Origin of the sequence: Agrobacterium sp. LR_9, assembly GCF_041954855.1 — a bacterium.
GTDB classification, from domain to species: Bacteria; Pseudomonadota; Alphaproteobacteria; order Rhizobiales; family Rhizobiaceae; genus Agrobacterium; species Agrobacterium leguminum.
On sequence record NZ_JAVAYA010000040.1, the window covers coordinates 1 to 22570 of the forward strand.

Genomic DNA, 22570 nt, shown 5'->3' on the forward strand with positions numbered 1-22570 from the left:
CTTGTCCCGAGGATCTGCATCCGGTTGTTTGTGTCGATGTGTTTAGATCCTTGGGACAAGCCCAAGGATAACGAAAGCAAAGCTCTGACACTTTGCCAGCGGTCTGATGGCCGGATCAAATCCGGCCATGACTGTCGCCAGCGGCGATTTATTTCTTCTGGTCCAGCGCGTGACGGCCGAAGTCCGGTGCGTCGACATCCTGGCCCGCCTGCACGATGGAGCGGCGGATGGCGCGGGTGCGGGAAAACAGTTCGAACAGCTTTTCGCCCTCCCCCCAGCGGATCGCCCTTTGCAGGGATGCCAAATCTTCGGAGAACCGCGCCAGCATCTCAAGGATCGCATCCTTGTTATGCAGGCAGACATCGCGCCACATGGTGGGATCGGAGGCGGCGAGACGGGTGAAATCGCGGAAACCGGAGGCGGAATATTTGATGACTTCCGATTCGGTCACCGTCTCCAGATCATCCGCCGTGCCGACGATATTGTAAGCGATGATATGCGGCAGATGCGACACGATCGCCAAGACCTTGTCGTGATGTTCGGCATCCATCTCATCGACGCGCGAACCAAGCGCCCGCCAGAAATCCTTCAGCCTTTCCAGAGCCTCGGCATCCGTGCCCGGCAGCGGCGTGAAGATGCACCAGCGGTCGCGGAAGAGACCGGCAAAACCGGCATCCGGGCCGGATTTTTCCGTACCCGCCAGCGGGTGGCCGGGAATGAAATGCACATTGTCAGGCATATGCGGCGCCATCTGTGCGATGACCGAAGCCTTGGTGGAGCCGACATCGGTAACGATGGCGCCCGGCTTCAGATGTGGCGCGATCTGCTGCGCAACGCTCTCGGAAGCACCGACCGGCACCGAGACGATGACGAGATCGGCATCCTTTACCGCCTCCGCCGCCGAAACGGTGTAATCCGTGCCAAGCGCCAGTTCTTCCGCCCGTTTCAGCGTGTCTTCGCTGCGGGTGGAAATCGTCACATGGCGGGCAAGACCCAGCTCTTTGACATCGCGGGCAATCGACGAGCCAATCAGGCCGATGCCGATCAGCGCGATGCGTTCAAACATGATCTCAGCCATCACGCCTGCCCCATGAACTCGGTGAGGGCCGCGATGACGCCGAGATTGGCCTCCTCCGAACCGACGGTCATTCTCAGCGCATTCGGGAAACCGTAACCACGTACCGCACGCAGAATGTAACCGCGGCGGCTCAGGAACTCGTCCGCATCCGCCGCACGCTTGCCGTCCTGATCCGGGAAATGGATGAGGATGAAATTGGTGACCGATGGCGTGACGGTGAGGCCGAGGCCGGTAAAGGTCGTGACCAGCTTTTCCATCCACAGCGCGTTATGCGCCACCGCCTTCTCTACGAAGGCCTGATCGCGGATTGCCGCAGCACCCGCCGCGATGGCCGGCGCGCTCATGTTAAACGGGCCGCGCACGCGGTTCAATGCATCGATGACAGCGGCCGGACCATACATCCAGCCCACGCGCAAGGCAGCGAGGCCATAGACCTTCGAGAAGGTTCGCGTCATCACCACGTTGCGGTTGCCGGAAACCAGCTCCAGCCCGGCCTCATAGTCGTTCTTGCGCACATATTCGGCATAGGCCGCATCCAGCACCAGCACGACATGTTTCGGCAGGCCGGCCTGCAGGCGGCGGATTTCCGCAACGGGAACATAGGTGCCGGTGGGATTGCCCGGATTGGCGACGAAAACCATCTTGGTCCTCGGCGTCACGGCGGCGAGGATCGCATCCACATCCACCGCGCAATCCTTTTCCTTCACCGTCACCGGGGTCGCGCCCGCACCCATGATCTGGATCTTGTAAACGAGGAAACCGTGTTCGGTGATGATCGCCTCATCGCCGGCGCCCAGATAAACGTGGCAAAGCAGGCCGAGAAGCTCGTCCGAACCGTTGCCGCACATGATATTCGCGATGTTGAGACCGTGCACGTCGGCAATCGCCTGGCGCAGCGCGATCGCCTGACCGTCCGGATAGATTTCCAGATGGCTGGCAGCCGTGCCGAAAGCCTCTATCGCCTTCGGGCTCGGCCCAAGCGGTGTCTCATTGGAGGAGAGCTTATAAACCTTCGCGACGCCGTCCACATGTTCCTTGCCCGGAACATAAGCGGCGATATCCAGAATACCCGGACGCGGAACAGGTTGGCTAAGCTCTGCACTCATTTGATCGACCTTTGGAAAAGCGCCGGATAACCCGGCAAAAGCAATGCCGGAGGCATTAGACCGGAATGGTCGCTTTGTCGAGGGTCAGCGCGGCTTTCCTTGGCTTGCGGCAGCGCGGGTGGTGGGCACCCCCTGCGGGGCCAGCACCGGCACAAAAACGCGACGCGAGGCGCGCTGGGTGACGGGTAATCCCTGATAGAGACGCTTCTGGGCTTCCACCACGATGACACCGGAAAAAAGCGGCCACAGCCGGCGGCCGGTATGTTCGAGATAGCGGCGGAATTTCAGTATCGGCCGGCTGGTGGTGGGCGGGAAGAACAGCGCCTCGGCGGTGGCGCCCGGCGTGAAATTGGTTTCGCGCAAAAGCGCCGTCAGCTGTCCGCGCGAATAGGGCCTTCCGGAACCGAAGGGCGTATGCTCCATGCGCGCCCAGACGCCGCGCCGGTTCGGCACCACGATCACCAGACGGCCGCCGGGCGCCAGCACCCGCCACAGTTCCTTCAGGCTTTCACGCGGATTTTCGGCAAATTCCAGCGCATGCACCATCAAGACCCGGTCTATCGACGCATCAGGCAGCGGCAATTCCTCATCGAAAACCAGCGCCGTGGAAGACAGTTCGCCCGCCGGCCAGTTCACCGCCCCCTGCCCCGCCGGCATGAAGGCGAAGGTGCGCTCCGTATCGCGACGAAACCGCTCCAGAAACGGCACGGCATAGCCGAGCCCGACCAGCCGCTCTTCCGGCAAAGGCGGCCATAGCGTCGAAAGCGCCATGGTGATCGCCTGCTCGGCCGAGCGGCCAAGCGGAGAGTGATAGAATTCGCGCAGATCGACGATATCGGTATTCATGGGCGAGAATGTAGCATCAGGCGGTTGGACTTCAAGGCGTCTGCCCTTACATAGAAGGTCAGGCGGGCGATGCGCCGGTTTTGGCCGGCAAATGGAGAGGATAAGATGAAACCTTTGGAAATAGACGTCTTTCTTTGCCGCAGCGACAATTTCGGGGTTCTCCTGCACGATCCCGAAAGCGGCGCGACAGCCACCATAGACGCACCGGAAGAAGGACCTATCCTGCAGGCGCTCGACGGCCACGGCTGGAAGCTCACCCATATCTTCACCACCCACCACCATCAGGACCATGTGGAAGCCAATCTGGCCCTGAAAGACAAGTTCCGCTGCGAAATTCACGGCCCCTACGACGAGGCGGTCGCGATCCCCGGTCTCGACCGTTCGCAGGCCGATGGCGACGAATTCGAATTCGCCGGCCGCCGCGTACAGGTCATCGGCACGCCCGGCCATACGGCGGGACATATCTGTTATTATCTGCCCGATGACGGGCTGCTGTTTGCGGCCGATACGCTGTTTGCCATGGGTTGCGGCCGCCTGTTCGAACGTCCGGCGGCGGATATGTGGCATTCCTTCCAGAAACTCATGGCGCTGCCGGATGAGACCAAGGTTTATTTCGGCCATGAATATACGCTGACGAACGCCCGTTTCGCCCTCACCGTCGACCCGGAGAATGCTGTGCTGAGTGAGCGCGCGGCCCACATCGAGAAGGCGCGGCAGGCGAATGAATTCACCATTCCCACCACCATCGGGCTCGAAAAACAGACCAATCCCTATATGCGGGTGGCGGATGCCGGTATTCGCAAATATCTTGGCCTTGAAAGCGCCACCGATGCCGATGTTTTCGCGGAAATCCGCACACGCAAGGACAATTTCTGATGGGAACGGATATATCGGCGCAGGCGATCATTCGCGAACTGGGGCTGGAGCCGCATCCCGAGGGCGGTTTTTACCACCAGACGTTCCGCGACAAGGCCGGCGGTGAGCGCGGTCATTCGACGGCGATCTATTATCTTCTGGAAAAGGGCGACCGCTCGCACTGGCACCGGGTTACCGATGCGGTGGAGGTCTGGCACTATTATGCCGGCGCGCCCATCGCATTGCATCTTTCGCAGGACGGCCGGGAAGTGCAGACCTTCACGCTCGGCCCAGCCATTCTGGAGGGTGAACGCCCGCAGGTGATCGTTCCCGCCAATTGCTGGCAATCGGCCGAAAGCCTCGGGGACTTCACGCTCGTCGGCTGCACCGTCTCGCCGGGCTTTGCCTTTTCGAGCTTCGTTATGGCAGAGCCCGGCTGGTCGCCGGGCGATGCGCCGTAATTGCCTCAGCCACCGTATTTCGTCGCGGTAATATAGACCTGCCCCACCCGGGTCGGAATGATCGCATAAACAGGCGCATAGACATCCATGTTGTTCGACTTGGCGAACCAGATCTCCATGGAGATGGATTTCAGATATTCGATATCCTTGCGCCCCTGCCTGTAACCCGACTTCGGCACATACCGCGCCTTGCAGACGATGGCGTCGCCATTAAAGCCGTTGGTCTTGAACGGCTTGGTGCCGCTGGAGCTCAAAACCAGATCGAGTCGCGATTCGCCGTCATAGATCGGCAGGCGAGTCGGGCAGATGCGGCCGCCCGCGGGAATGATGAGGCCGGAGATCGGATCGAGAACCGAGCGCAGGTCGCGGTCCTTCACGTCCACCCAGTTGTCCGGCCGGGCTTTCGGCTCAGGCTTCACCGTCGTCGATGTGACGTTGCCGTTGCGATAGACAACGTCATAGGTGCGCACCCGCTTGCCGTCCTTGTAGACCAGCGAATATTCGTTGGCCTGCAGCCGGTGGCCGCGCTTGGCGCCGGAAACGGTCGTCTTGCCGGAAATATCCTTGAGGATGCTGGCAAGGCCGGCGGCGCTGAAGGAACCGGAGATCGAATAATTCGGTCCATCCATGCGAGTCGAGAAACTTGCCCTGGCAATCGGCAAAATACCGAGATTGATGCTGTATTCGCTTGTGTGGCGCGCTTCGGCGGCGAGCGAGGGGGAGACGCCCGCTAACGCTATTGTCGCGGCCACGAAAATGCTTTTTCCTCTGGCAATCATTTCGATATCACCTTAAAAGAGGCGCGGAAGCGGCCTTATCGGGCGATCATATACGCTGACTTGTGGCAATAAAAAAGCGGATGCCGGTTGAAAACGCCGGAATTTCCTTTCATTTGATCGCGAGCGGCTTGACTGTTAAGTCTCGTCTGACTATAGAACCGCAACTTTCCAATCATGGCCAGTTGGATTGCCACCCCGGTTTTGCCGGTGGCGAGCCAGTGGTGAAACAGACGAAACGAAATAGGTGTACCCATGTCCCGTGTATGCGAATTGACCGGCAAGGGCGTCCAGACGGGCAACAACGTCAGCCACGCCAACAACAAGACCAAGCGCCGGTTCCTTCCGAACCTCTGCCAGGTCACGTTGATCTCCGATGCTCTCGGCCAGCGTTTCCGCCTGCGTGTTTCCGCAGCCGCTCTGCGCTCCGTTGAACACCGTGGCGGCCTCGATGCCTTCCTTCTGAAGTCCGGCGAAAACGAACTGAGCATGCGCGCTCGTCTCCTGCGCCGCCAGATCGCCAAGAAGACGGCCGAAGCTGCTTAATAGCGGTTTCGACATCATCTGAATTCAGAAGGCTTGAATGGCTTTGCCGCTCAAGCCTTTTGTTTGTTCCAGATTTTAGTTGCATCGGGTTTTGCGAAAACCGTTTGAGACGTTTTCCTCCGATGCTTGGCTGCAACTGGTGGCATCACCCAGGATAAAAAAATGCCCTATCTGCGCTATACGCTCATCTATGTTCTGCTGATGACGCTCGTCGTCGTCGCTTCCAATATTCTGGTGCAATACCCGCTTTCCGGCTCGTTGTTCGGCGTCAATCTGGGCGACCTTCTGACCTGGGGCGCCTTCACCTATCCAATCGCCTTCCTCGTCACGGACCTGACCAACCGCCAGTTCGGCCCCTCCATCGCGCGCCGCGTCGTGCTTGCCGGCTTCGTCGTCGGGGTCACGCTGTCCTTCTGGACATCCATTCCGCGCATCGCGGTCGCTTCCGGCACCGCCTATCTGATTGGCCAGCTGCTGGATATTTCCGTTTTCAACCGCCTGCGCCGCCAGCGCTGGTGGCACGCGCCGCTTGCCGGCTCCATGCTGGGTTCGGTGCTGGATACGGCCCTATTCTTCTCCATCGCCTTTGCGGCAAGCTTCTCCTTCGTCGGCCCCAACGATGCCTTCGCCATCGAAAACGCTCCCATTCTCGGTGTCTTCGCCGTGGAAGCGCCCCGTTGGATTTCCTGGGCGCTGGGTGATCTCTCGGTGAAGGTTCTCGTCGGCCTCGTCATGCTCCTGCCCTACGGCGCTCTGATGAACACGCTGAAGCCGATGCCGGGCGCCGTCAAAACGGGCCGCGTTTGAGGCCAGGCAAGCGCGGATCAAATCGCGCTTGCAAGCCAGCCGTCAGCATTGCAGTCTGTCGTCCGTGGTACAGCGCGGAGGCAGGTCGACATGCAGATAAAGGACGTTATAGACATCGTGGAGGCCGCCAGCGCCACGCTTTCAGGCTCAACCTTCAACGACGTCAATCTATCCGGCACGGTCTTCGACAATGTCAATCTTTCCGGGGCGAGCTTCAACAATATCAATTTGTCGGGTGCGTCGTTCACGGATAACAACATGTCCGGCTGGTCGATCAATGACGTCAATTTTTCCGGTCTGAAACTGAGCAACTCAAATCTGTCCGGTGCACAGATAACGTCATGCCGGATGACCGGCATGAAGATCGACGGCATTCCCGTCGAGGACCTGATGGCAGCCTACAAGGCGGCACAGCAGCAGCAGGCCTGATTTTATTCCACCAGCTTGAATTCCAGCATCAGGTTGCGCTGGAGGAACGAGTGATTGTCATCGGAAACGATGATGAGGCGCGTCGAGCCGTCCGGCCCCTTTACCACATCCATGCCTTCCATATTGTCGATCTGGTAGGCCATGCCGGCTTCCATGAGAATTTCGCCATCCACCACAGCACCCGGCCGGATATCGGCCCCACGGATGCGACGGATGCGCATGCCCACGCCTTCGGCGAAATTGAAGCGGCGCTCAAGAAGCAGCAGGTCGCCATTGGGCAGGAATGCGCCGTCCGTCACGTCGAATGACGGATGATGCTTGACGGCAAATGTGCCCTTGCGCGGACCTTCCAATATGGCGGCGAGAAGATTGCCGTCCGTGTCGATACTTTTTTCGGCCACCACGACCAGAGCGCCGGCGAGCGGCGAATCGGCGGGCGATACCGCGAGAGCCTCCAGGCCGCCATTGTGGCGCAACTCGTTGCTGGGGATGAGATATGGCAGGCGGTCTAGCGGCTTTGCGGTGGCGAAGCCCGGATCGGGATAGATATCGATCCTGTGGCGCTGCTCGTAACTGACGAAAACCCTGCCGTCGCGCAGCGCCAGCCCTTCCGCATCCATCTCCATCTTGCGCGGCGGTTCGCGCCCGCTCATGTCCAACATGGGGGTGATGCGGACATCGGCAAGCCCCGACAAAGCACCGCGAGCGTCACGCAAGACCCTGCCGGTCAGCCAATGGCCGGTATCGAGCACCGCAACGAAATCCTCCCCATTGGGACGGAAACGGATGGAGGATATCGCCCCGAACAGCTTTTCCGGCGCGCTCATCACCATGCCACCGATAAATTCCAGCTTGCCGAAACGTTTTTCGCTGGTGCCGACTTCGAAAGAGGAGAGCAAACGCACGCTCACCGGCACATCGATGGTGGAAGCGCCGATGGAAACCGGACACAACGATGCGGCCGCCAGAATGGCGGCCATCGCAAGCATTTTGCAGGCGGAAGAAGCCCGGCCCCGCTTATCCCGCACGGCGAACCCTGCGGGACGAACCGGAAGCGCCGCTCGTATCCTCGAAGAGCGCCGCAAGCTGCTCGGTCATCGCGCCGGCCAGCTCGTCCGCATCCACGATGGTCACGGCGCGGCGATAATAGCGCGTCACGTCGTGGCCGATACCGATTGCCAGCAGTTCCACCGGCGAGCGCGTTTCGATCTGCTCGATGACGGCGCGCAGGTGCCGCTCCAGATAATTGCCCGGATTGACCGACAGGGTCGAATCGTCCACCGGCGCACCGTCGGAGATCATCATCATGATCTTGCGCTGCTCGGGGCGGCCGATCAGGCGGTTATGCGCCCACATCAGCGCTTCGCCGTCGATGTTTTCTTTCAGCAGGCCCTCGCGCATCATCAGGCCGAGATTGCGCCGTGCGCGCCGCCACGGAGCGTCCGCCGACTTGTAGATGATATGGCGCAGATCGTTGAGACGGCCGGGCGACGCCGGCTTGCCATTGGCAAGCCACTGTTCGCGCGATTGCCCGCCCTTCCAGGCCTTGGTGGTGAAGCCCAGAATTTCCACCTTCACGCCAGAGCGCTCCAGCGTGCGCGCCAGAATATCGGCGCAGGTGGCAGCCACGGTAATGGGACGGCCGCGCATCGAACCGGAATTGTCGATGACGAGCGAAACCACGGTATCGCGGAACTTGGTGTCGCGCTCCTTCTTGAAGGAAAGCGACTGCATGGGATCGATAATGAGCCTGACGAGCCGGGCCGGATCGAGATAGCCCTCTTCCAAATCGAAGTCCCAGGAACGGTTCTGCTGCGCCATCAGGCGGCGCTGCAGGCGGTTCGCTAAGCGCCCGACGGCGCCCTGGAGGTGAGCGAGCTGCTTGTCGAGGAAAGCGCGCAGACGGTCAAGCTCGGCCTCGTCGCACAGTTCCTCGGCGTGAATTTCCTCGTCGAATTCCTGGGTGAAGATGCGGTAATCGACCTTCTCGTTGAAATCGTCGAAGGGGCTGTTGGGACGGCGGGTCTCGCCGGGCGTTTCGGAATCCTCATCGAGATCGTCGGACATTTCCTCGTCCGACATCTCGGCGCCGTCCATCTCGCCTTCTTCCATTTCCTCCTGCGAGGCCTCGTTTTCATCGGCAGGCGTCGCGTCCGAACCGGCTTCTTCCTCGACCTGCTCTTCTTCGGTCTCGTTGGTGCGCGGCTGGTCCTCGTTGGATTCCGCCTCCTGGCTCTCGGGCTCGTTATCCTCGTCGCCGAAATCTTCCGCCATCTGCATGGAGGTCAGCATCTTGCGCACCAGCCGCGAAAACGCCTTCTGGTCGGTGATGACGCTGGAGAGATCCTTGAGGTCGCCGGCCGCCTTGTCCTCGATGAAATCGCGCCACAGATCGACAACCTTGCCGGCGCTTTCCGGCGGCTTCTCACCCGTCAGCTTCTCGCGCACCAGCAGCGCAACGGCTTCGGCAAGCGGTGCATCGTCCTTGTTGTTGATGCCGGCGAAGTTGGCCTTGGCGTATTTTTCCGTGTTCATGGCATGGATGTTGGAAGCCATGCCCGGCATGCGCAGCGCGCCGATCGACTCCACGCGCGCCTGTTCGACAGCATCGAAGATCAGCCGCGCTTCAGCGCCCTGCGGCGACATCACAGCGTGGGTATCGGCATCATGGCAGGCAAGACGCAGCGCCATGGAATCACCGAGGCCACGCGTGATGGCGATTTCCTGCGCGGTCGGCTTCTTGGAAATTTCCGGCAGGCGCATGCGCTCACCGGCAAGACCCGGCCGCTCATTGGCGAAAACGACCTCGACTTCGGCATCGCCGGCGACGGATCGCACGCATCCGGCAATCGCCTGACGCAACGGCTCCGTATCGACCGCCGTACCCGGTTTTGCTCTGGAATTGTCGCCGCGCCCTGCCATTGTCTTTCCTGTCATTTGTCGGCGCCTGCGGCACGCGATCGGAAAATCGCGCGCACACCGGCGTCTTCAAGTCATCGGTGATCTTCCCCGGACAAGCCGGGGACTATCAGGCGCTGAGAACGATGTTCGCAGCGCTTTCCTTCAGCTCGACGCCGAAAGCCCGCTGATATTGCTCAGCCACCAGCGTGCGCTCCAGCTCGTCACACTTGTTGAGGAAGGTTACGCGGAAGGCAAAGGCGAGATCGCCGAAGATTTCCGCATTTTCCGCCCAGGTGATGACGGTACGCGGGCTCATGACCGTGGAAAGATCGCCATTGATGAAAGCCGAACGGGTGAGATCGGCCACGCGTACCATCTTGGAGACGGTTTCACGGCCCTTCGGATTGTCGAAGCTCTTCACCTTGGCGGCGATGATGTTCACTTCCTGCTCATGCGGCAGGTAGTTGAGCGTGGTGACGATGGACCAGCGGTCCATCTGCGCCTGGTTGATCTGCTGCGTGCCGTGGTAAAGGCCGGTCGTATCGCCAAGGCCGATGGTGTTGGCGGTTGCGAAAATGCGGAAAGCCGGGTGAGGACGGATGACGCGGCTCTGGTCGAGCAGGGTCAGGCGGCCGGAGGATTCCAGCACGCGCTGGATGACGAACATCACGTCCGGGCGGCCGGCATCATATTCGTCGAAAACGAGCGCCACATTGTGCTGGTAGGCCCAGGGCAGAATGCCGTCCTTGAATTCGGTAACCTGTTTGCCGTCTTTCAGAACGATGGCGTCCTTGCCGACGAGGTCGATACGGCTGACATGGCTGTCGAGGTTGACGCGCACGCAGGGCCAGTTCAGGCGGGCGGCCACCTGCTCGATATGGGTGGATTTACCCGTGCCGTGGAAACCGGAGACCATGACACGTCGGTTGTGAGCAAAACCGGCAAGGATCGCAAGCGTCGTGTCGCGATCGAAAAGATAGTCGGGATCGAGGTCAGGCACATAGGCGTCGCCCTGGGAATAGGCGGGAACCCGCAGATCCGTATCAATGCCGAAAACCTCCCGCACGGACACCGTCGTGTCGGGCAGGTTGGAAATATCAAGGTCGATTTTGCTCATCACGTCTCCAAGGCGGGCGGCAGCCACCCGGCCACATCATCAATCAGGCGGTAAACACATAAGTTGGCTTAGCAGAAACCTGACTGCTTTAACAATTGATATGCTTGAACAACAGCCCGAAAACGCTCTTCCGAACCACGATCGCCACCATTAGCATCAGGATGGTGCTTTTTGACAAGCTCCTTGTAGCGCCTTTTTATGTCTTCCTGCTTTGCGGTGGAAGAAAGACCGAGCGTATCGAAGGCTTTTGCCTCCAGCGTCTTCAATTTGCGGTCCTGCTGCATGCGGGTGCCGCCTGCCCTTGCGCCGCCCGCAAAACCGCCGGCAAAGCCGAAAGGATCGCGGATACGGGCGTTCCCGCTTGCCGTGCCGGAACGCAGCGTGGAATGCAGCGGGCTGTCGCGCGCCGTCTTGTTGACGCCCACCGTCCAGGTGGGGCGATGGCCGGTGATCGCTTCCTTCTGGTAACGGGCGATCTCGCTGTCGGACAGGCCGGAAAAATAATTATAGCCCTTGTTGTATTCCTTCACATGCTCAAAACAGAACAGGAAGAATTGCCCCTCGGCATTGCGGCCGACGGGTGCCCGGTGAATACCCGGCTTGTCGCATCCGTCCCACTGGCAGGTCGGGGCCTGAACCTCAGGTTCCCTCTCCCTTTTCCGGCGCGTGCGGATGCGATCGAAATATTTCGAATCCAGTTTCATGATGCCCTGATTATGGGGTGCGAAAAGCCGCACAACAAGAATTGACAAAGCGGAATGTTACAGGCTTTTAGGGAGCCCCCTTCAAAGACCGCAAACAGAATTGGAGCCCTTCGAATGTCTCTGCGAGAGCGCATAGAAACCAAGCTTCGGGAAAGCTTTTCTCCGGAGCGCCTGAGGGTCGTCGATGAAAGCCTGATGCATGCCGGTCACCAGCCGGATATGACCGGCACGGGCGAGACGCATATGCGTGTTCAGATAGTGTCGGAAAGCTTTTCCGGCAAGTCTCGCGTCGAGCGCCACCGGGCGATCAACGCGCTTTTGAAGCCGGAACTCGATGCCGGCCTGCATGCACTGGCGATTGAGGCGGCGGCGCCGGGGGAAGCGGTGCGGTTTTAAACCTCGAGCAAGCCCCCTCATCCGGCCCTGCGGGCCACCTTCTCCCCGGCGGGGAGAAGAAACCGGGCGGCAGCACCGTGCTCAAAGCTCTGACCTCAATCTAAGCTGAACCAACGCTGTCTCGTATGGCATTGCCATCATGGCTTGTTCTTCTCCCCGCCGGGGAGAAGTGCCGGAGCGAAGCGAGGCGATGAGGGGGCGCCCTCACCGTATCGCTCAACACCTCACCCCGGATGTTTTTCCGACAGGAAGGACTGCACCTCGGACGCCGCAACATCATCGGCCACGAAGGACTGGCCGATGCCGTGGGTGAGGATGAAGGTGAGCTTGCCGCCCTTGACCTTCTTGTCCTGCGCGATTGCCGCCATCAGCGTTTCCACCGGCGGCAACTCGCCGGGGATATCCTTCATCGTCGTTGGCAGGCCGACGGCCTTCAGATGCGCTTCGACGCGGGCGGCATCGTCCGGGCTTGCGAGGTTGAGGCGGGCGGAGAACTGGTGCGCCAGCACCATGCCGATGGCGACGCCTTCGCCATGCACCAGCCGCTTGCTGTCGTAATTGGTCGCCGCCTCCAGCGCATGGCCGAATGTATGGCCGAGGTTCAGAAGGGCGCGCACGCCGTTTTCTTTCTCGTCGGCCACCACCACATCGGCTTTCGCCTGGCAGCTCGTCGCAATCGCCTGAATGCGGGCGGGGCCGCCGGTGCGGATTTCATCCCAGTTCTTTTCCAGCCAGAAGAAGAAATCCGGCTTGTCGATCAGCCCGTACTTCAACACTTCGGCATAACCGGCGCGGAATTCCCGCGGGCTCAGCGTATCGAGCACGGCCGTATCCGCCAGCACCAGATCGGGCTGGTGGAACACGCCGACGAGGTTCTTGCCATGGCGGCTGTTGATGCCCGTCTTGCCGCCGACGGAGGAATCGACCTGCGCCAGAAGCGAGGTCGGTATCTGCACGAAGCGCACGCCACGGCGCACGATGCCGGCTGCGAAACCGGCGAGATCGCCGATCACGCCCCCACCAAGCGCGATCACCGCATCGTTACGCTCCACCCTTGCTGCCAGAACCGCATCGCAGACGGTGACCAGATGCTCGAAGCTCTTGGTCTTTTCGCCGGCCGGCAGGGTCAGCGAGACGGCCTCGATGCCATCCGTCTGCAGCCCGTCCATCAGGCCTTCGAGATAGAGCGGCGCGACATGTTCATCGGTGATGATAGCCGCGCGCCGGCCCTTCAGCCGCGCCGAAATCTCGCCGCCCGCCCGGCCGATCAGGCCCGGCCCGATCAGAATGTCATAGGCGCGCTCGCCGAGCGGCACATGCACGAGACGTTCATCGGCGTGGATTTCGGAAGGCGTCATGGGATCAGTCTTTCTGTTCGATGCCGGCTATGGCGGCCAGCACTTCTGTCACGATGATTTCCTTGCGGACATCGCGGGATTCGATGGTCAGATCCGCTTCCGCATAGATCGGATAGCGCTTCTCCATCAGGGCCGCCAGCGTGGCTTTGGGGTTTTCGGTCTTGAGAAGCGGGCGGTGGTCGCGCTTGTTGACCCTCTCCCACAACACCTCGAGATCGGCCTTCAGCCACAATGAAATGCCGCCGCGCGTGATGTGCCGGCGGGTATTGTCGTTGATGAAGGCGCCGCCGCCGGTGGAGATGACCTTGGGGCCGCCTCGAAGCAGCCGCTTGATGACCCGCGTTTCCAGCGCCCGGAATTCTTCCTCGCCATAGGTGGCGAAAAGTTCCGATATCGTCATGCGCGAAACGCGCTCGATTTCGACATCCGTATCGATGAACGGAACCCTGAGCTGCTGGGCTACCATGCGGCCCACCGCCGACTTTCCAGCCCCCATCAGCCCGACGAAGACGATGTTGCGCCGTCCGAGCTTTGCCCGCGCTTGCTCCCCGAGTGTGGCCGGGACGGATAAATTCGTTTCATTCATAGATTTGAAAGCCCGTTTGGCATGGATATCTGCAAATGTTTACGAAGCGTCAAGCCAAATTGCTGACTGAATTGCGGTGAATCACAATCATCGCCGCATGCGGCATGGAGCGGAGCGGGCATTTTGATCTTGTCGCCGCTTTCGCCGCACCGCATATACGTTTCGACCGCCACCTGCACGGAGCCGCCATGCCCACCCTCTTCCGCTTCACGATGATACTGGCGACCATCGCGGGGCTGATCTATGGCGGCATGGTGCTGCTCGTCATGGTCGTCAAACCGCGCGACCGCGAAGTGACGGTACGCATCCCTTCCGAGCGGCTGAACCCGCCGTCTACCGAACCGGCAAGGCGCACCCCATGAGCGGACCGGCAGGAGGGCGCGACGGCGCGCGGCTGGAAAGTTTTCTGGAAATGATGAGCGCCGAACGCGGGGCTGCCCCCAACACGCTCTCTTCCTATGAGCGCGACCTTGCTGACCTGCGCGAATTTCTCGGCCGTCGCGGCCAGACCCTGACGGAAGCGCAGACGCCCGACCTTTCCGCCTATCTGACCCATCTTTCCGCACAGGGTTTTGCCGCAACCTCACAGGCGCGACGTCTTTCCACCATGCGGCAATTCTATCGTTTTCTCTATTCGGAAGGACTGCGCGGCGACGACCCGACCGGCATCATCGATGCGCCGAGAAAAGGTCTCGCCTTACCGAAAACGATGAGCGTCGCCGATGTGAACCGGCTTCTTAGCCTTGCCGCGCAGGAAGCCGCCACATCCGGTCCCGGCCAGATGGCGCGCATCCGCATGCATCTGCTGCTCGAACTGCTTTATGCCACCGGCATGCGTGTCAGTGAGCTTGTCTCGCTGCCGGTCAAGGTGCTGCGTCAGGAAGGCCGCTTCCTGATGATACGCGGCAAGGGCAACAAGGACCGCATGGTTCTTCTTTCCCGCGCCGCCATCGAGGCGATGGAAAAATACGAGGCTGCCAGAAAGGCGCTCGTATCGGAGAAGAGCAAGGTGGCCGCTTCGCAGAAAAAACCGGAGACACCGGAAAGCCCGTGGCTGTTTCCTTCCAACGGCAAGGAAGGCCACCTGCCCCGCCAGGTCTTTGCCCGCGACCTGAAGGACATCGCCATGCGCGCGGGCCTCACACCCTCGGCAGTGTCGCCGCATGTGTTGCGTCATGCCTTTGCCAGCCACCTTCTGCAGAACGGCGCGGATTTACGCGCGGTGCAGGAACTGCTCGGCCATTCCGACATTTCCACGACACAAATCTATACACATGTGCTGGAAGAACGCTTGCAAGAGCTGGTACAAACACATCACCCCCTTGCCAAACAGGGCAAAAACCTTGATTAGAGCGACCGGAACCGCCGGATAATCCGGTCAAACCTTGCGCAAAACGATCGGAAACGGATCTCATGCACAATTATCTCGACTTCGAAAAACCTATCTCGGACCTTGAGGGCAAGATCATCGAGCTGAAGAAGCTTGCCGATGAAGACGAGAGCATAGACACCTCGGAGGAGATCAACCGTCTGGAATCGCGCGTCAACGACGCGATGCAGGACATCTATTCCAAGCTCAACGCCTGGCAGAAAACGCAGGTCGCGCGCCATCCGCAGCGTCCGCATTTCGTCGATTACGCCAAGGCGCTGTTCACCGAGTTCACGCCGCTGGCCGGCGACCGCAAATTTGCCGAAGACGCCGCCATTCAGGCCGGCCTCGGCCGCTTCAACGGTCAGCCCGTCGCCATCATCGGCCAGGAAAAGGGCAACGACACCAAAAGCCGCCTGAAGCATAATTTCGGCAGCCCGCGCCCGGAAGGTTACCGCAAGGCAATCCGCGTGCTGGAACTGGCCGACCGTTTCTCGCTGCCGGTGATCACCCTCATCGATACCGCAGGCGCCTATCCCGGCGTCGGCGCGGAAGAACGCGGCCAAGCCGAAGCCATCGCCCGCTCGACGGAAATGTGCCTCAACGTGAAGGTGCCGATCGTCTCCGTCGTCATCGGCGAAGGCGGCTCGGGCGGCGCAATCGCCATCGCCACCGGCAACCGCGTCTACATGCTCGAACACGCCATCTACTCGGTGATCTCGCCGGAAGGCGCCGCTTCCATCCTCTGGCGCGATTCGACCCGCGCCAAGGAAGCCGCGACCAACATGAAGATCACCTCGGAAGATCTGAAATCGCTCGGCGTCATCGACGGAATCATTCCGGAGCCGATCGGCGGCGCACACCGTGCTCCGGAAACCGTGATCGGTGCGACCGGCGATGTCATCGCCAAGGCGCTGGCCGATCTCTCCCAGCGTTCCGGCACACAGCTGCGCGCTGAACGCCGCCAGAAGTTCCTGGATATTGGCCGGAATCTCTAACGCCGGCCTTATTTTCCTTGAATATCGCCCCAACTCGGCCATAGTCCGGTCACATCAAAAGATGTATCGGCGGCCGCGGGGCGGATCCGATTTGAGTTAAGAAGATGTAAACGGTTAATACCGTATTTAAAATACACACGGGACGGTGTAGAACTGCCGCCGCTTCGTGCCATCGTCTTTCGGATCAGATCATGCGTTTGACACATTTTGCACTTCTTGCCTGCACCGCGCTCGTTCTTGCCGGCTGCAACGATACGCTCGAAACCGTTGAACGCGACGTCTCCCACGTCAAGAACAAGGTCGATTACCCGCTGTCTCCGGCCATTCTGGCCGAGATCGACAAAAGGGGCATGGACCGCACCTCGCCGATCATGATCCGCATCTTCAAGGAAGAAGGTGCCTTGGAAATCTGGAAAGCCAGGCGCGACAACCGTTTCGAGAAGATTGCCAGCTACGAGATTTGCGCATGGTCCGGCAAACTCGGCCCGAAGGTGAAGGAAGGCGACCGGCAGGCGCCGGAAGGTTTCTACAACCTGACGCCCGCGCATCTCAATCCGAACTCGAAATATTATCTCGCCATCAATACCGGTTTCCCGAACCGCTACGATGCCGCCAATGGCCGCAACGGCACCAATCTGATGATCCATGGCGCCTGCTCGTCCTCCGGCTGTTATTCGATGACGGATGCGCAGATTCTTGAAATTTACGGTTTTGCCCGTGACGCCTTCAAGGGCGGCCAGAAGACCGTGCAGCTGCAGGCCTTCCCGTTCCGAATGACGGCGGAAAACATGGCCCGCCATCGCCAGAGCGAACATCTCGAATTCTGGAAGATGCTGAAGGTCGGTTACGACAATTTCGAAGTGACAAAGCGCCCGCCGGAAGTGAATGTCTGCGAGAAGAAATATGTCTTCAACCAGCAGACGGAAGGCGGCAGCTTCAACGCGTCTGCCCAATGCCCGGCCATGAGCAGACCGCCGGCGCTCGTCAGCGCGCTTTCGAGCTACGAGAAGACCTACGATCTCGCCTATGAAAAGGCGATGAAGAAATATGACGGTATGGCCTGGTACGACCCGAGCGAAGCCGAGCGCAAGGCGCTGGTCGCCGAAAAGCGCAAGGGCCGCGAGCCTGCCTATGCCCCGACAGGCTCGGCGCTGAAGGCCGGCAAGCTGATGAAGGAAACGGAATATGCCGCGCTGATGGAGAAAAAGGCGCAGCAGGTGACCACCTCCTCTCCGGCCACGACCGCAACCGCTTCTTCCCTGCGCGGCCCACGGCCTTCGGCTGTCCAGCCCGCCACGGCACCGCAATCGAACCCGGCCCCTGCTGCACCGACGATGGTTGCCTCGGCTACCCCCGCAGCAACCGGCCAGACCGGAGCTGCCACCCAGAACATCCCGGTTCCGGCCATGAACCCGCTTGCCTATTCAGCAGCACCCGCACCCGAAGCGCCGGAAAAGAAGCCATTCTGGAAGTTCTGGGCCAAGGAATGAGCGACACGGCCGAGATCGTTTATGATTTGAGGGGGCTTAAATGCCCCCTTCCGGTTTTGAGAAGCCGCAAGAAACTCGCAACCCTGAAGGCGGGAGATGTTCTGACCGTTGAGACGACCGATCCGCTGGCGGTGATCGATATTACGCATATGTGCAATGAGGATGGGCATAGGCTGGTGGAAACCACTGCGCTGGATAAGGGGCATCGGTTTCGCATTGTGAAGGGGTCGTAGTATACGACGTTTCAACGTCCTCAGCCGTGGTTACCCCCCTCTGTCCTGCCGGACATCTCCCCCTCAAGGGGTGAGATCGACAAGCGGCTTGCTCCGAACATCTTTATCGATGCAGCAGCCCGAAGTGCAGAGCTTGTGAGAAAACGAGCGGTCGCCGCAACTGATCTCCCCCCTTGAGGGGGAGATGTCCGGCAGGACAGAGGGGGGTGAACCACACCCACCGACCTGGACCATCACGACACGCCCTAAAACCGCAACCCCGAAACCGCCAGCGGATTATCTGTCATCGCCTGCCTGTCTGGCCGGTCGATGCCCGGTGCGCTTGTGAAGGCCGCGAACAGGTCCTGCACGAAAGCCTCCGGCAAATCCTTCGTAATCAGCACCATGCGGGTTCGCTGATCAGCCGGGTCCGGCCACGCCGCGAGGCGCTCCGGCGTGTGGAAAATAGTCTGCACCCCATGTAACACCAGCGGCCGGGCCGGATTATCCGACAGCTTGACGATGGCCTTCATGCGCAGGAGCTTTTCACCATGTGCCGAGCGCAGCAGATCCACGAACATGTCGATCGCCATCGGGCTGACCGGCTGATCGTGAATGATCGAGAAGGAACGGATAGACGCATCGTGCCGATTCACATCGTGATGATGATGGTGGTCGTCGTGATCGCCATGATGGTGGTGATGGTCGTGACCGTGATCATGATCATGGTGATCGTGTACCGCCTCTTCGCCCAGCCAGCGGCCGACATCGGCATTCTTGCTGCCGGCATCGTAAAGGCCGTTGTCGAGAAGCCCCGCAGCGCTCCACTCGTTTTTGTCGCCATCCTCGATGGTCGCGCGCGGATTGAGCGCTTGTAGACGGGCTGTGAGCGCGGAAATCGTGGCGGCATCGGCAAGCGCGCGCTTGGTCATCACCAGACGGTCAGCCACGGCGGCCTGTTTCACCGCCTCCTGATGATTGTCGAGCGTGGAAAGGCCGTTGACGGCATCCACCACCGTAATCATGCCGTTCAGCACGAAATTCTGCGCGATGACCGGGTTGCCCATGACCGACTGCATGACGGGGGCGGGATCGGCAAGGCCCGTGGTCTCGATCACCACCCGTTTTACCGGCTTCAGCTTGCCTGTCTGGATGCCGTCCATCAGTTCCGCCAGCGTATCCACCAACTCGCCGCGCACCGTGCAGCACAGGCAGCCCTCCGCCAGCTCAATGATGCCCTCACCAGCACTTTCGACCAGCATGTGATCGATGCTGACATCCCCGAATTCATTGATGATGATCGCCGCATCGCTCATCGCCGGATCCTTGAGAAGCCGGTTGAGCAATGTCGATTTTCCGGCGCCGAGAAATCCGGTGATGATGGAAACCGGGATGCGATCGCGAGACATGATTTGCCTGTGTGTTGATGGCCGCTCCGGCAGGTCACTGGACGACACGAAACCCGGAGCCGCTTGCAGCTAAAAGAAATCGCCCGCGCCTGGAAGCTGCGAGCGACACTGTAATATCATAACATCATCGACCTGCGAATACACAAACCGCATTGCGACCGCGAGGCTCGGCCTCGGCATTCATCGATCATCAAAATGTCGGGCGTGGGATCGGGATCGGCACGTTGGCGAGTTCGCCCTTGCCAGCTCCCTTGGTGGCATTCACCGCCACCGTCTCGCTGCCCGGAATGAGACCGGCGAAGGAATATTCCGGCGGGCGGGTCATTTCCTGCACATAGGGCGAATGGATGACCATGCGGCCAGCCTCATCGCGGCTTTCGCTGCGCACCTTGGCAGCCTTCGGGTTGCAGATTTCGGCGCTGATATCGTTCACATCGCCAGTATCGCCATAGGGCGCCAGCGCGGCGAGCGAAACGCCTTGGCCCGAAGGCGCCGTCAGCCCCATCTGCAACAGATCGGCCGATTGATCGGTGCGTCCGGCAAGGCTGTCCGCGCCCAGCACAACCGTGATGACCGAGCGGCCATTACGCACGGCCGACGACACCTGGTTGAAGCCGGAGGCACAGATGAAGCCGGTCTTCATGCCATCCGCGCCATCGAAACGGCCGACCAGCATGTTGAAATTGGCGTAGTTCTTCTTGCCGGTGCTGACGCCTTCCAGCGAGAAATAATGGGCATATTCCGGAAACTCGCGCTTGATGATCAGCGCCAGCAGCGCCAGATCCCGGGCGGTCGTATATTGTCCCTTGCCGGGCAGGCCATTGGCGTTGATGTAACGGGTGGAACTCATGCCCAGCCGCTGCGCCTGCGCATTCATCTGCGCCACGAAATTATCGCTGGTGCCGCCGATGGTCTCGGCAATCGCCACGGCGATGTCATTGGCGGATTTGATGAGCAGCAGCTTCAAGGCGCTGTCCATCGTCAGCTTCTGGCCGGGCTTGAAATACATTTTCGAGGCCGGCTGATCGGCGGCCTTCTTGCTCATCACCACTTCCGTCTGCGGGCTGATCTTGCCGGCCTTCATCTGCGAAAAGGCGATATAGGCGGTCATCAGCTTGGTGAGCGAAGCGGGATACCACTTGCGGAAGGCTTCCTGATGGGAAATCACCTTGCCGGTTTTGACATCGACCACCATTTTCGGATTGGCATTTGCCACGGGTGCTGCGGCAACGAGGCCTGCGGTCATGATGGCAACGGCTGCGGAAAGCCGTCTGGCGGCGTTTGGCGATTTAAAAGTCTGTGGCAAGGCTTGTCCTCGAATTCCCGTCTTCGGTCGGGGAATGGCAATATTCACCATATATGTCCTAGCAATGGCAAAGTACATTGATTACGTCAATTATGCGGCGCACTATCCACCACGGAGGATAGGATTTTACGACACGCCGCACCGATGAACCCAGGAATGAACGAATGCCGATTTTGAACAGAGCCGCCGAACTCCAGCAGGAAGTCAGCGAATGGCGGCGTCACCTGCATGAAAATCCCGAGATTTTATATGATGTCGACAACACCGCGGCCTTCGTTGCGGAGAAGCTGAAATCTTTCGGCGTTGACGAAATCGTGACCGGTCTCGGCCGCACGGGTGTGGTCGGCATCATCAGGGGCAATCTTCCGGGCAATCGCACCATCGGCTTTCGTGCGGATATGGACGCTCTCCCAATTTTTGAGGAAACCGGCAAGCCCTGGGCCTCGAAAACCGCGGGCGCCATGCATGCCTGCGGCCATGACGGACACACGGCCATGCTGCTTGGCGCGGCCAAATATCTCACCGAGACCCGCAATTTTGCGGGCTCCATCGCCGTCATCTTCCAGCCGGCGGAAGAAGGCGGCGCCGGCGCTCTCGCCATGGTCGAGGACGGCCTGATGGAGCGTTTCGGCATTAACGAGGTCTACGGCATGCACAACATGCCGGGCATTCCGCTCGGCGCCTTCGCCATCCGCAAGGGCGGCATCATGGCGGCACCGGACAAGTTCTCCATCACCGTCAAGGGCCGTGGCGGCCACGCGGCACAGCCGCACCGCACCGTCGATCCGATCACCATCGGCGCGCAGATCGTCGGCAACCTGCAGATGATCGCCTCACGCAATGCCGACCCCATCCGCTCGGTAGTCGTCTCCGTCACCCGCTTTCAGGCCGGTTCCAGCCACAACATCATCCCCAACGAGGCATTGATCGCCGGCACGGTGCGCAGCCTCGATGAAACTGTGCGCGATCTGGCGCAGGATCGCATCAAGCAAATGGCGGAAGGTATTGCCCTTGCCAACGGCGCGGAAGCGGAAGTCGTCTATGAGCGTTATTGCCCGGTGACCTTCAACCACGCCGCCGAGACCGACCACGCCATCCGTGTGGCCCGCGATGTGGCGGGCGAACCGAATGTCGACCCCGATGTCGATCCTTCCATGGCGGGAGAGGATTTCTCCTTCATGCTGAAGGAAAGACCAGGCTGCTTCATCTTCATCGGCAACGGCGATTCGGCCGGGCTTCACAATCCGGGCTATGATTTCAACGACGAGGCCATCGCTTACGGCATTTCCTACTGGGTGAAACTGGCCGAACAGCGCCTGACGAGCTGATTGCGGGCCAACGCGAAGAAAGCCGAGGAAGAGATCGACCGCGATGAAGAACGCGGTTGATCCGCAGGCATCGTCAGGTTAAAGAGCAATTCAGTGTCCACGTAGCTCAGCAGGATAGAGCACAGGATTCCTAAGACAAATTGGGGGTTGCGCCCGGAAACGACGCAATCGATCTGCTCAAAGTCGGGGAAAGCTTCGCTGGTCTTCCAGCATGCCAATCCCGAGCCAAGCTCCGGAGAAATCCGGTGAAGGTGTAGAGACTGGATGGGCAGCACCTAAAGGCCGCAAGGCCCATGGTGAAGGGACAGTCCAGACCACGAACGTCTTGCCGGCAAATGGCGGGACGGCGGCGAAAGCCGAAGCGGTATGAATCCTGGGGTCGGAGGTTCGAATCCTCTCGTGGACGCCAATTTCCTGCAAAACCCAGCAAAAACAATGTTATAGTTTGAGTGATTGCGCTCCGTAGGTTTGTCGCTATTTCACTTGGTCGGG

The 22570-nt window shown here is 60.2% G+C and carries 24 protein-coding genes; 12 read left to right on the top strand and 12 right to left on the bottom strand.

From position 1 onward, the window contains the following. Window positions 1–148 precede the first annotated feature (148 nt). The 3 genes from RAC79_RS24635 to RAC79_RS24645 all read right to left on the bottom strand — a co-directional run bounded on the left by RAC79_RS24635 (window position 149) and on the right by RAC79_RS24645 (window position 3030). On the bottom strand, window positions 149–1078 hold the full coding sequence (locus RAC79_RS24635; protein ID WP_080857442.1) for a prephenate/arogenate dehydrogenase family protein: 930 nt from the start codon (window positions 1076–1078) through the stop codon (window positions 149–151). Next, on the bottom strand, window positions 1078–2184 hold the full coding sequence (gene hisC, locus RAC79_RS24640; RefSeq protein WP_174039998.1) for a histidinol-phosphate transaminase: 1107 nt from the start codon (window positions 2182–2184) through the stop codon (window positions 1078–1080). Before hisC ends, RAC79_RS24635 begins: the two co-directional genes overlap by 1 nt. A gap of 84 nt (window positions 2185–2268) precedes the next feature. Continuing rightward, window positions 2269–3030, bottom strand: a complete 762-nt coding sequence (locus RAC79_RS24645; RefSeq protein ID WP_020808957.1) for a class I SAM-dependent methyltransferase — start codon at window positions 3028–3030, stop codon at window positions 2269–2271. Window positions 3031–3135: 105 nt separating this feature from the next. On the opposite strand from RAC79_RS24645, the gene gloB reads away from it, so the two are divergent. Together gloB and RAC79_RS24655 are read left to right on the top strand one after the other, a co-directional pair. Continuing rightward, on the top strand, window positions 3136–3906 hold the full coding sequence (gene gloB, locus RAC79_RS24650; RefSeq protein ID WP_065656770.1) for a hydroxyacylglutathione hydrolase: 771 nt from the start codon (window positions 3136–3138) through the stop codon (window positions 3904–3906). Beyond that, window positions 3906–4346: a cupin domain-containing protein gene (locus tag RAC79_RS24655; RefSeq protein ID WP_162691912.1), complete on the top strand. Its 441-nt coding sequence runs from the start codon at window positions 3906–3908 to the stop codon at window positions 4344–4346. Before gloB ends, RAC79_RS24655 begins: the two co-directional genes overlap by 1 nt. Before the next feature lie 5 nt (window positions 4347–4351). On the opposite strand, the gene RAC79_RS24660 is transcribed toward RAC79_RS24655, so the two are convergent. Continuing rightward, a complete protein-coding gene (locus RAC79_RS24660; RefSeq protein ID WP_059755520.1) occupies window positions 4352–5125 on the bottom strand; it encodes a DUF3108 domain-containing protein in 774 nt (257 codons plus the stop codon). 252 nt (window positions 5126–5377) lie between these two features. Here RAC79_RS24660 and rpmB point away from each other — a divergent pair, with 252 nt between their 5' ends. The 3 genes from rpmB (at window position 5378) to RAC79_RS24675 (ending at window position 6904) form a co-directional block, all read left to right on the top strand. After that, window positions 5378–5668, top strand: a complete 291-nt coding sequence (rpmB, locus tag RAC79_RS24665; protein ID WP_003509888.1) for a 50S ribosomal protein L28 — start codon at window positions 5378–5380, stop codon at window positions 5666–5668. Between the two features lie 162 nt (window positions 5669–5830). Beyond that, on the top strand, window positions 5831–6475 hold the full coding sequence (locus tag RAC79_RS24670) for a queuosine precursor transporter (RefSeq protein ID WP_125144925.1): 645 nt from the start codon (window positions 5831–5833) through the stop codon (window positions 6473–6475). 90 nt (window positions 6476–6565) lie between these two features. Continuing rightward, the gene (locus RAC79_RS24675) at window positions 6566–6904 is read left to right on the top strand and encodes a pentapeptide repeat-containing protein (protein ID WP_125144926.1); all 339 of its coding nucleotides are present in this window, start codon (window positions 6566–6568) and stop codon (window positions 6902–6904) included. 2 nt (window positions 6905–6906) lie between these two features. On the opposite strand, the gene RAC79_RS24680 is transcribed toward RAC79_RS24675, so the two are convergent. The 4 genes from RAC79_RS24680 to RAC79_RS24695 form a co-directional block, all read right to left on the bottom strand. Continuing rightward, window positions 6907–7884, bottom strand: coding sequence for an esterase-like activity of phytase family protein (locus tag RAC79_RS24680; RefSeq protein ID WP_174039999.1), 978 nt, complete (start codon window positions 7882–7884; stop codon window positions 6907–6909). Between the two features lie 37 nt (window positions 7885–7921). Further along, window positions 7922–9826 carry a cobaltochelatase subunit CobT gene (gene cobT / locus RAC79_RS24685; RefSeq protein WP_174040010.1) on the bottom strand — a complete coding sequence of 635 codons (1905 nt, stop codon included), beginning with the start codon at window positions 9824–9826 and terminating at the stop codon, window positions 7922–7924. 106 nt (window positions 9827–9932) lie between these two features. Next, window positions 9933–10922: a cobaltochelatase subunit CobS gene (gene cobS / locus RAC79_RS24690; protein WP_004445672.1), complete on the bottom strand. Its 990-nt coding sequence runs from the start codon at window positions 10920–10922 to the stop codon at window positions 9933–9935. A gap of 68 nt (window positions 10923–10990) precedes the next feature. Further along, complete coding sequence (locus RAC79_RS24695) at window positions 10991–11626, bottom strand: J domain-containing protein (protein ID WP_059755848.1); 636 nt, start codon at window positions 11624–11626, stop codon at window positions 10991–10993. A gap of 114 nt (window positions 11627–11740) precedes the next feature. Here RAC79_RS24695 and RAC79_RS24700 point away from each other — a divergent pair, with 114 nt between their 5' ends. Continuing rightward, complete coding sequence (locus RAC79_RS24700; protein WP_065656776.1) at window positions 11741–12022, top strand: BolA family transcriptional regulator; 282 nt, start codon at window positions 11741–11743, stop codon at window positions 12020–12022. A gap of 224 nt (window positions 12023–12246) precedes the next feature. Here the strand turns inward: RAC79_RS24700 and aroB are convergent, their stop codons facing one another. Together aroB and RAC79_RS24710 are read right to left on the bottom strand one after the other, a co-directional pair. Beyond that, window positions 12247–13380, bottom strand: a complete 1134-nt coding sequence (aroB, locus tag RAC79_RS24705; protein WP_174040000.1) for a 3-dehydroquinate synthase — start codon at window positions 13378–13380, stop codon at window positions 12247–12249. Between the two features lie 4 nt (window positions 13381–13384). Next, on the bottom strand, window positions 13385–13966 hold the full coding sequence (locus RAC79_RS24710; protein ID WP_035262338.1) for a shikimate kinase: 582 nt from the start codon (window positions 13964–13966) through the stop codon (window positions 13385–13387). Window positions 13967–14154: 188 nt separating this feature from the next. Here RAC79_RS24710 and RAC79_RS24715 point away from each other — a divergent pair, with 188 nt between their 5' ends. From RAC79_RS24715 to RAC79_RS24735, 5 genes are all read left to right on the top strand, one after another. Beyond that, window positions 14155–14328 carry a hypothetical protein gene (locus RAC79_RS24715; RefSeq protein ID WP_035239639.1) on the top strand — a complete coding sequence of 58 codons (174 nt, stop codon included), beginning with the start codon at window positions 14155–14157 and terminating at the stop codon, window positions 14326–14328. Then, entirely contained in the window at window positions 14325–15317 is a 993-nt protein-coding gene (gene xerD, locus RAC79_RS24720; RefSeq protein ID WP_174040001.1) for a site-specific tyrosine recombinase XerD, read from the top strand. The genes RAC79_RS24715 and xerD overlap by 4 nt, the downstream gene beginning before the upstream one ends. 62 nt (window positions 15318–15379) lie before the next feature. Beyond that, on the top strand, window positions 15380–16333 hold the full coding sequence (locus RAC79_RS24725) for an acetyl-CoA carboxylase carboxyltransferase subunit alpha (RefSeq protein WP_174040002.1): 954 nt from the start codon (window positions 15380–15382) through the stop codon (window positions 16331–16333). A gap of 191 nt (window positions 16334–16524) precedes the next feature. After that, on the top strand, window positions 16525–17823 hold the full coding sequence (locus RAC79_RS24730) for a murein L,D-transpeptidase family protein (protein ID WP_142846589.1): 1299 nt from the start codon (window positions 16525–16527) through the stop codon (window positions 17821–17823). Beyond that, complete coding sequence (locus tag RAC79_RS24735; RefSeq protein ID WP_142846587.1) at window positions 17820–18056, top strand: sulfurtransferase TusA family protein; 237 nt, start codon at window positions 17820–17822, stop codon at window positions 18054–18056. Before RAC79_RS24730 ends, RAC79_RS24735 begins: the two co-directional genes overlap by 4 nt. Window positions 18057–18301: 245 nt before the next feature. Here RAC79_RS24735 and RAC79_RS24740 read toward each other — a convergent pair whose 3' ends face one another. Further along, the gene (locus tag RAC79_RS24740) at window positions 18302–19444 is read right to left on the bottom strand and encodes a GTP-binding protein (protein ID WP_142846583.1); all 1143 of its coding nucleotides are present in this window, start codon (window positions 19442–19444) and stop codon (window positions 18302–18304) included. A gap of 190 nt (window positions 19445–19634) precedes the next feature. After that, a complete protein-coding gene (locus tag RAC79_RS24745; protein WP_161988025.1) occupies window positions 19635–20690 on the bottom strand; it encodes a D-alanyl-D-alanine carboxypeptidase family protein in 1056 nt (351 codons plus the stop codon). 224 nt (window positions 20691–20914) lie between these two features. Here RAC79_RS24745 and RAC79_RS24750 point away from each other — a divergent pair, with 224 nt between their 5' ends. Beyond that, window positions 20915–22078: a M20 aminoacylase family protein gene (locus RAC79_RS24750; protein WP_003523272.1), complete on the top strand. Its 1164-nt coding sequence runs from the start codon at window positions 20915–20917 to the stop codon at window positions 22076–22078. The last annotated feature ends 492 nt before the right edge of the window (window positions 22079–22570 follow it).

What these genes read in the sequence shown, in the direction of transcription:
- RAC79_RS24635 (WP_080857442.1), bottom strand. Translation starts at nt 1,078, where the DNA reads ATGGCTGAGATCATGTTTGAACGCATCGCGCTGATCGGCATCGGCCTG.
- hisC (WP_174039998.1), bottom strand. Translation starts at nt 2,184, where the DNA reads ATGAGTGCAGAGCTTAGCCAACCTGTTCCGCGTCCGGGTATTCTGGAT.
- RAC79_RS24645 (WP_020808957.1), bottom strand. Translation starts at nt 3,030, where the DNA reads ATGAATACCGATATCGTCGATCTGCGCGAATTCTATCACTCTCCGCTT.
- gloB (WP_065656770.1), top strand. Translation starts at nt 3,136, where the DNA reads ATGAAACCTTTGGAAATAGACGTCTTTCTTTGCCGCAGCGACAATTTC.
- RAC79_RS24655 (WP_162691912.1), top strand. Translation starts at nt 3,906, where the DNA reads ATGGGAACGGATATATCGGCGCAGGCGATCATTCGCGAACTGGGGCTG.
- RAC79_RS24660 (WP_059755520.1), bottom strand. Translation starts at nt 5,125, where the DNA reads ATGATTGCCAGAGGAAAAAGCATTTTCGTGGCCGCGACAATAGCGTTA.
- rpmB (WP_003509888.1), top strand. Translation starts at nt 5,378, where the DNA reads ATGTCCCGTGTATGCGAATTGACCGGCAAGGGCGTCCAGACGGGCAAC.
- RAC79_RS24670 (WP_125144925.1), top strand. Translation starts at nt 5,831, where the DNA reads ATGCCCTATCTGCGCTATACGCTCATCTATGTTCTGCTGATGACGCTC.
- RAC79_RS24675 (WP_125144926.1), top strand. Translation starts at nt 6,566, where the DNA reads ATGCAGATAAAGGACGTTATAGACATCGTGGAGGCCGCCAGCGCCACG.
- RAC79_RS24680 (WP_174039999.1), bottom strand. Translation starts at nt 7,884, where the DNA reads ATGGCCGCCATTCTGGCGGCCGCATCGTTGTGTCCGGTTTCCATCGGC.
- cobT (WP_174040010.1), bottom strand. Translation starts at nt 9,826, where the DNA reads ATGGCAGGGCGCGGCGACAATTCCAGAGCAAAACCGGGTACGGCGGTC.
- cobS (WP_004445672.1), bottom strand. Translation starts at nt 10,922, where the DNA reads ATGAGCAAAATCGACCTTGATATTTCCAACCTGCCCGACACGACGGTG.
- RAC79_RS24695 (WP_059755848.1), bottom strand. Translation starts at nt 11,626, where the DNA reads ATGAAACTGGATTCGAAATATTTCGATCGCATCCGCACGCGCCGGAAA.
- RAC79_RS24700 (WP_065656776.1), top strand. Translation starts at nt 11,741, where the DNA reads ATGTCTCTGCGAGAGCGCATAGAAACCAAGCTTCGGGAAAGCTTTTCT.
- aroB (WP_174040000.1), bottom strand. Translation starts at nt 13,380, where the DNA reads ATGACGCCTTCCGAAATCCACGCCGATGAACGTCTCGTGCATGTGCCG.
- RAC79_RS24710 (WP_035262338.1), bottom strand. Translation starts at nt 13,966, where the DNA reads ATGAATGAAACGAATTTATCCGTCCCGGCCACACTCGGGGAGCAAGCG.
- RAC79_RS24715 (WP_035239639.1), top strand. Translation starts at nt 14,155, where the DNA reads ATGCCCACCCTCTTCCGCTTCACGATGATACTGGCGACCATCGCGGGG.
- xerD (WP_174040001.1), top strand. Translation starts at nt 14,325, where the DNA reads ATGAGCGGACCGGCAGGAGGGCGCGACGGCGCGCGGCTGGAAAGTTTT.
- RAC79_RS24725 (WP_174040002.1), top strand. Translation starts at nt 15,380, where the DNA reads ATGCACAATTATCTCGACTTCGAAAAACCTATCTCGGACCTTGAGGGC.
- RAC79_RS24730 (WP_142846589.1), top strand. Translation starts at nt 16,525, where the DNA reads ATGCGTTTGACACATTTTGCACTTCTTGCCTGCACCGCGCTCGTTCTT.
- RAC79_RS24735 (WP_142846587.1), top strand. Translation starts at nt 17,820, where the DNA reads ATGAGCGACACGGCCGAGATCGTTTATGATTTGAGGGGGCTTAAATGC.
- RAC79_RS24740 (WP_142846583.1), bottom strand. Translation starts at nt 19,444, where the DNA reads ATGTCTCGCGATCGCATCCCGGTTTCCATCATCACCGGATTTCTCGGC.
- RAC79_RS24745 (WP_161988025.1), bottom strand. Translation starts at nt 20,690, where the DNA reads ATGACCGCAGGCCTCGTTGCCGCAGCACCCGTGGCAAATGCCAATCCG.
- RAC79_RS24750 (WP_003523272.1), top strand. Translation starts at nt 20,915, where the DNA reads ATGCCGATTTTGAACAGAGCCGCCGAACTCCAGCAGGAAGTCAGCGAA.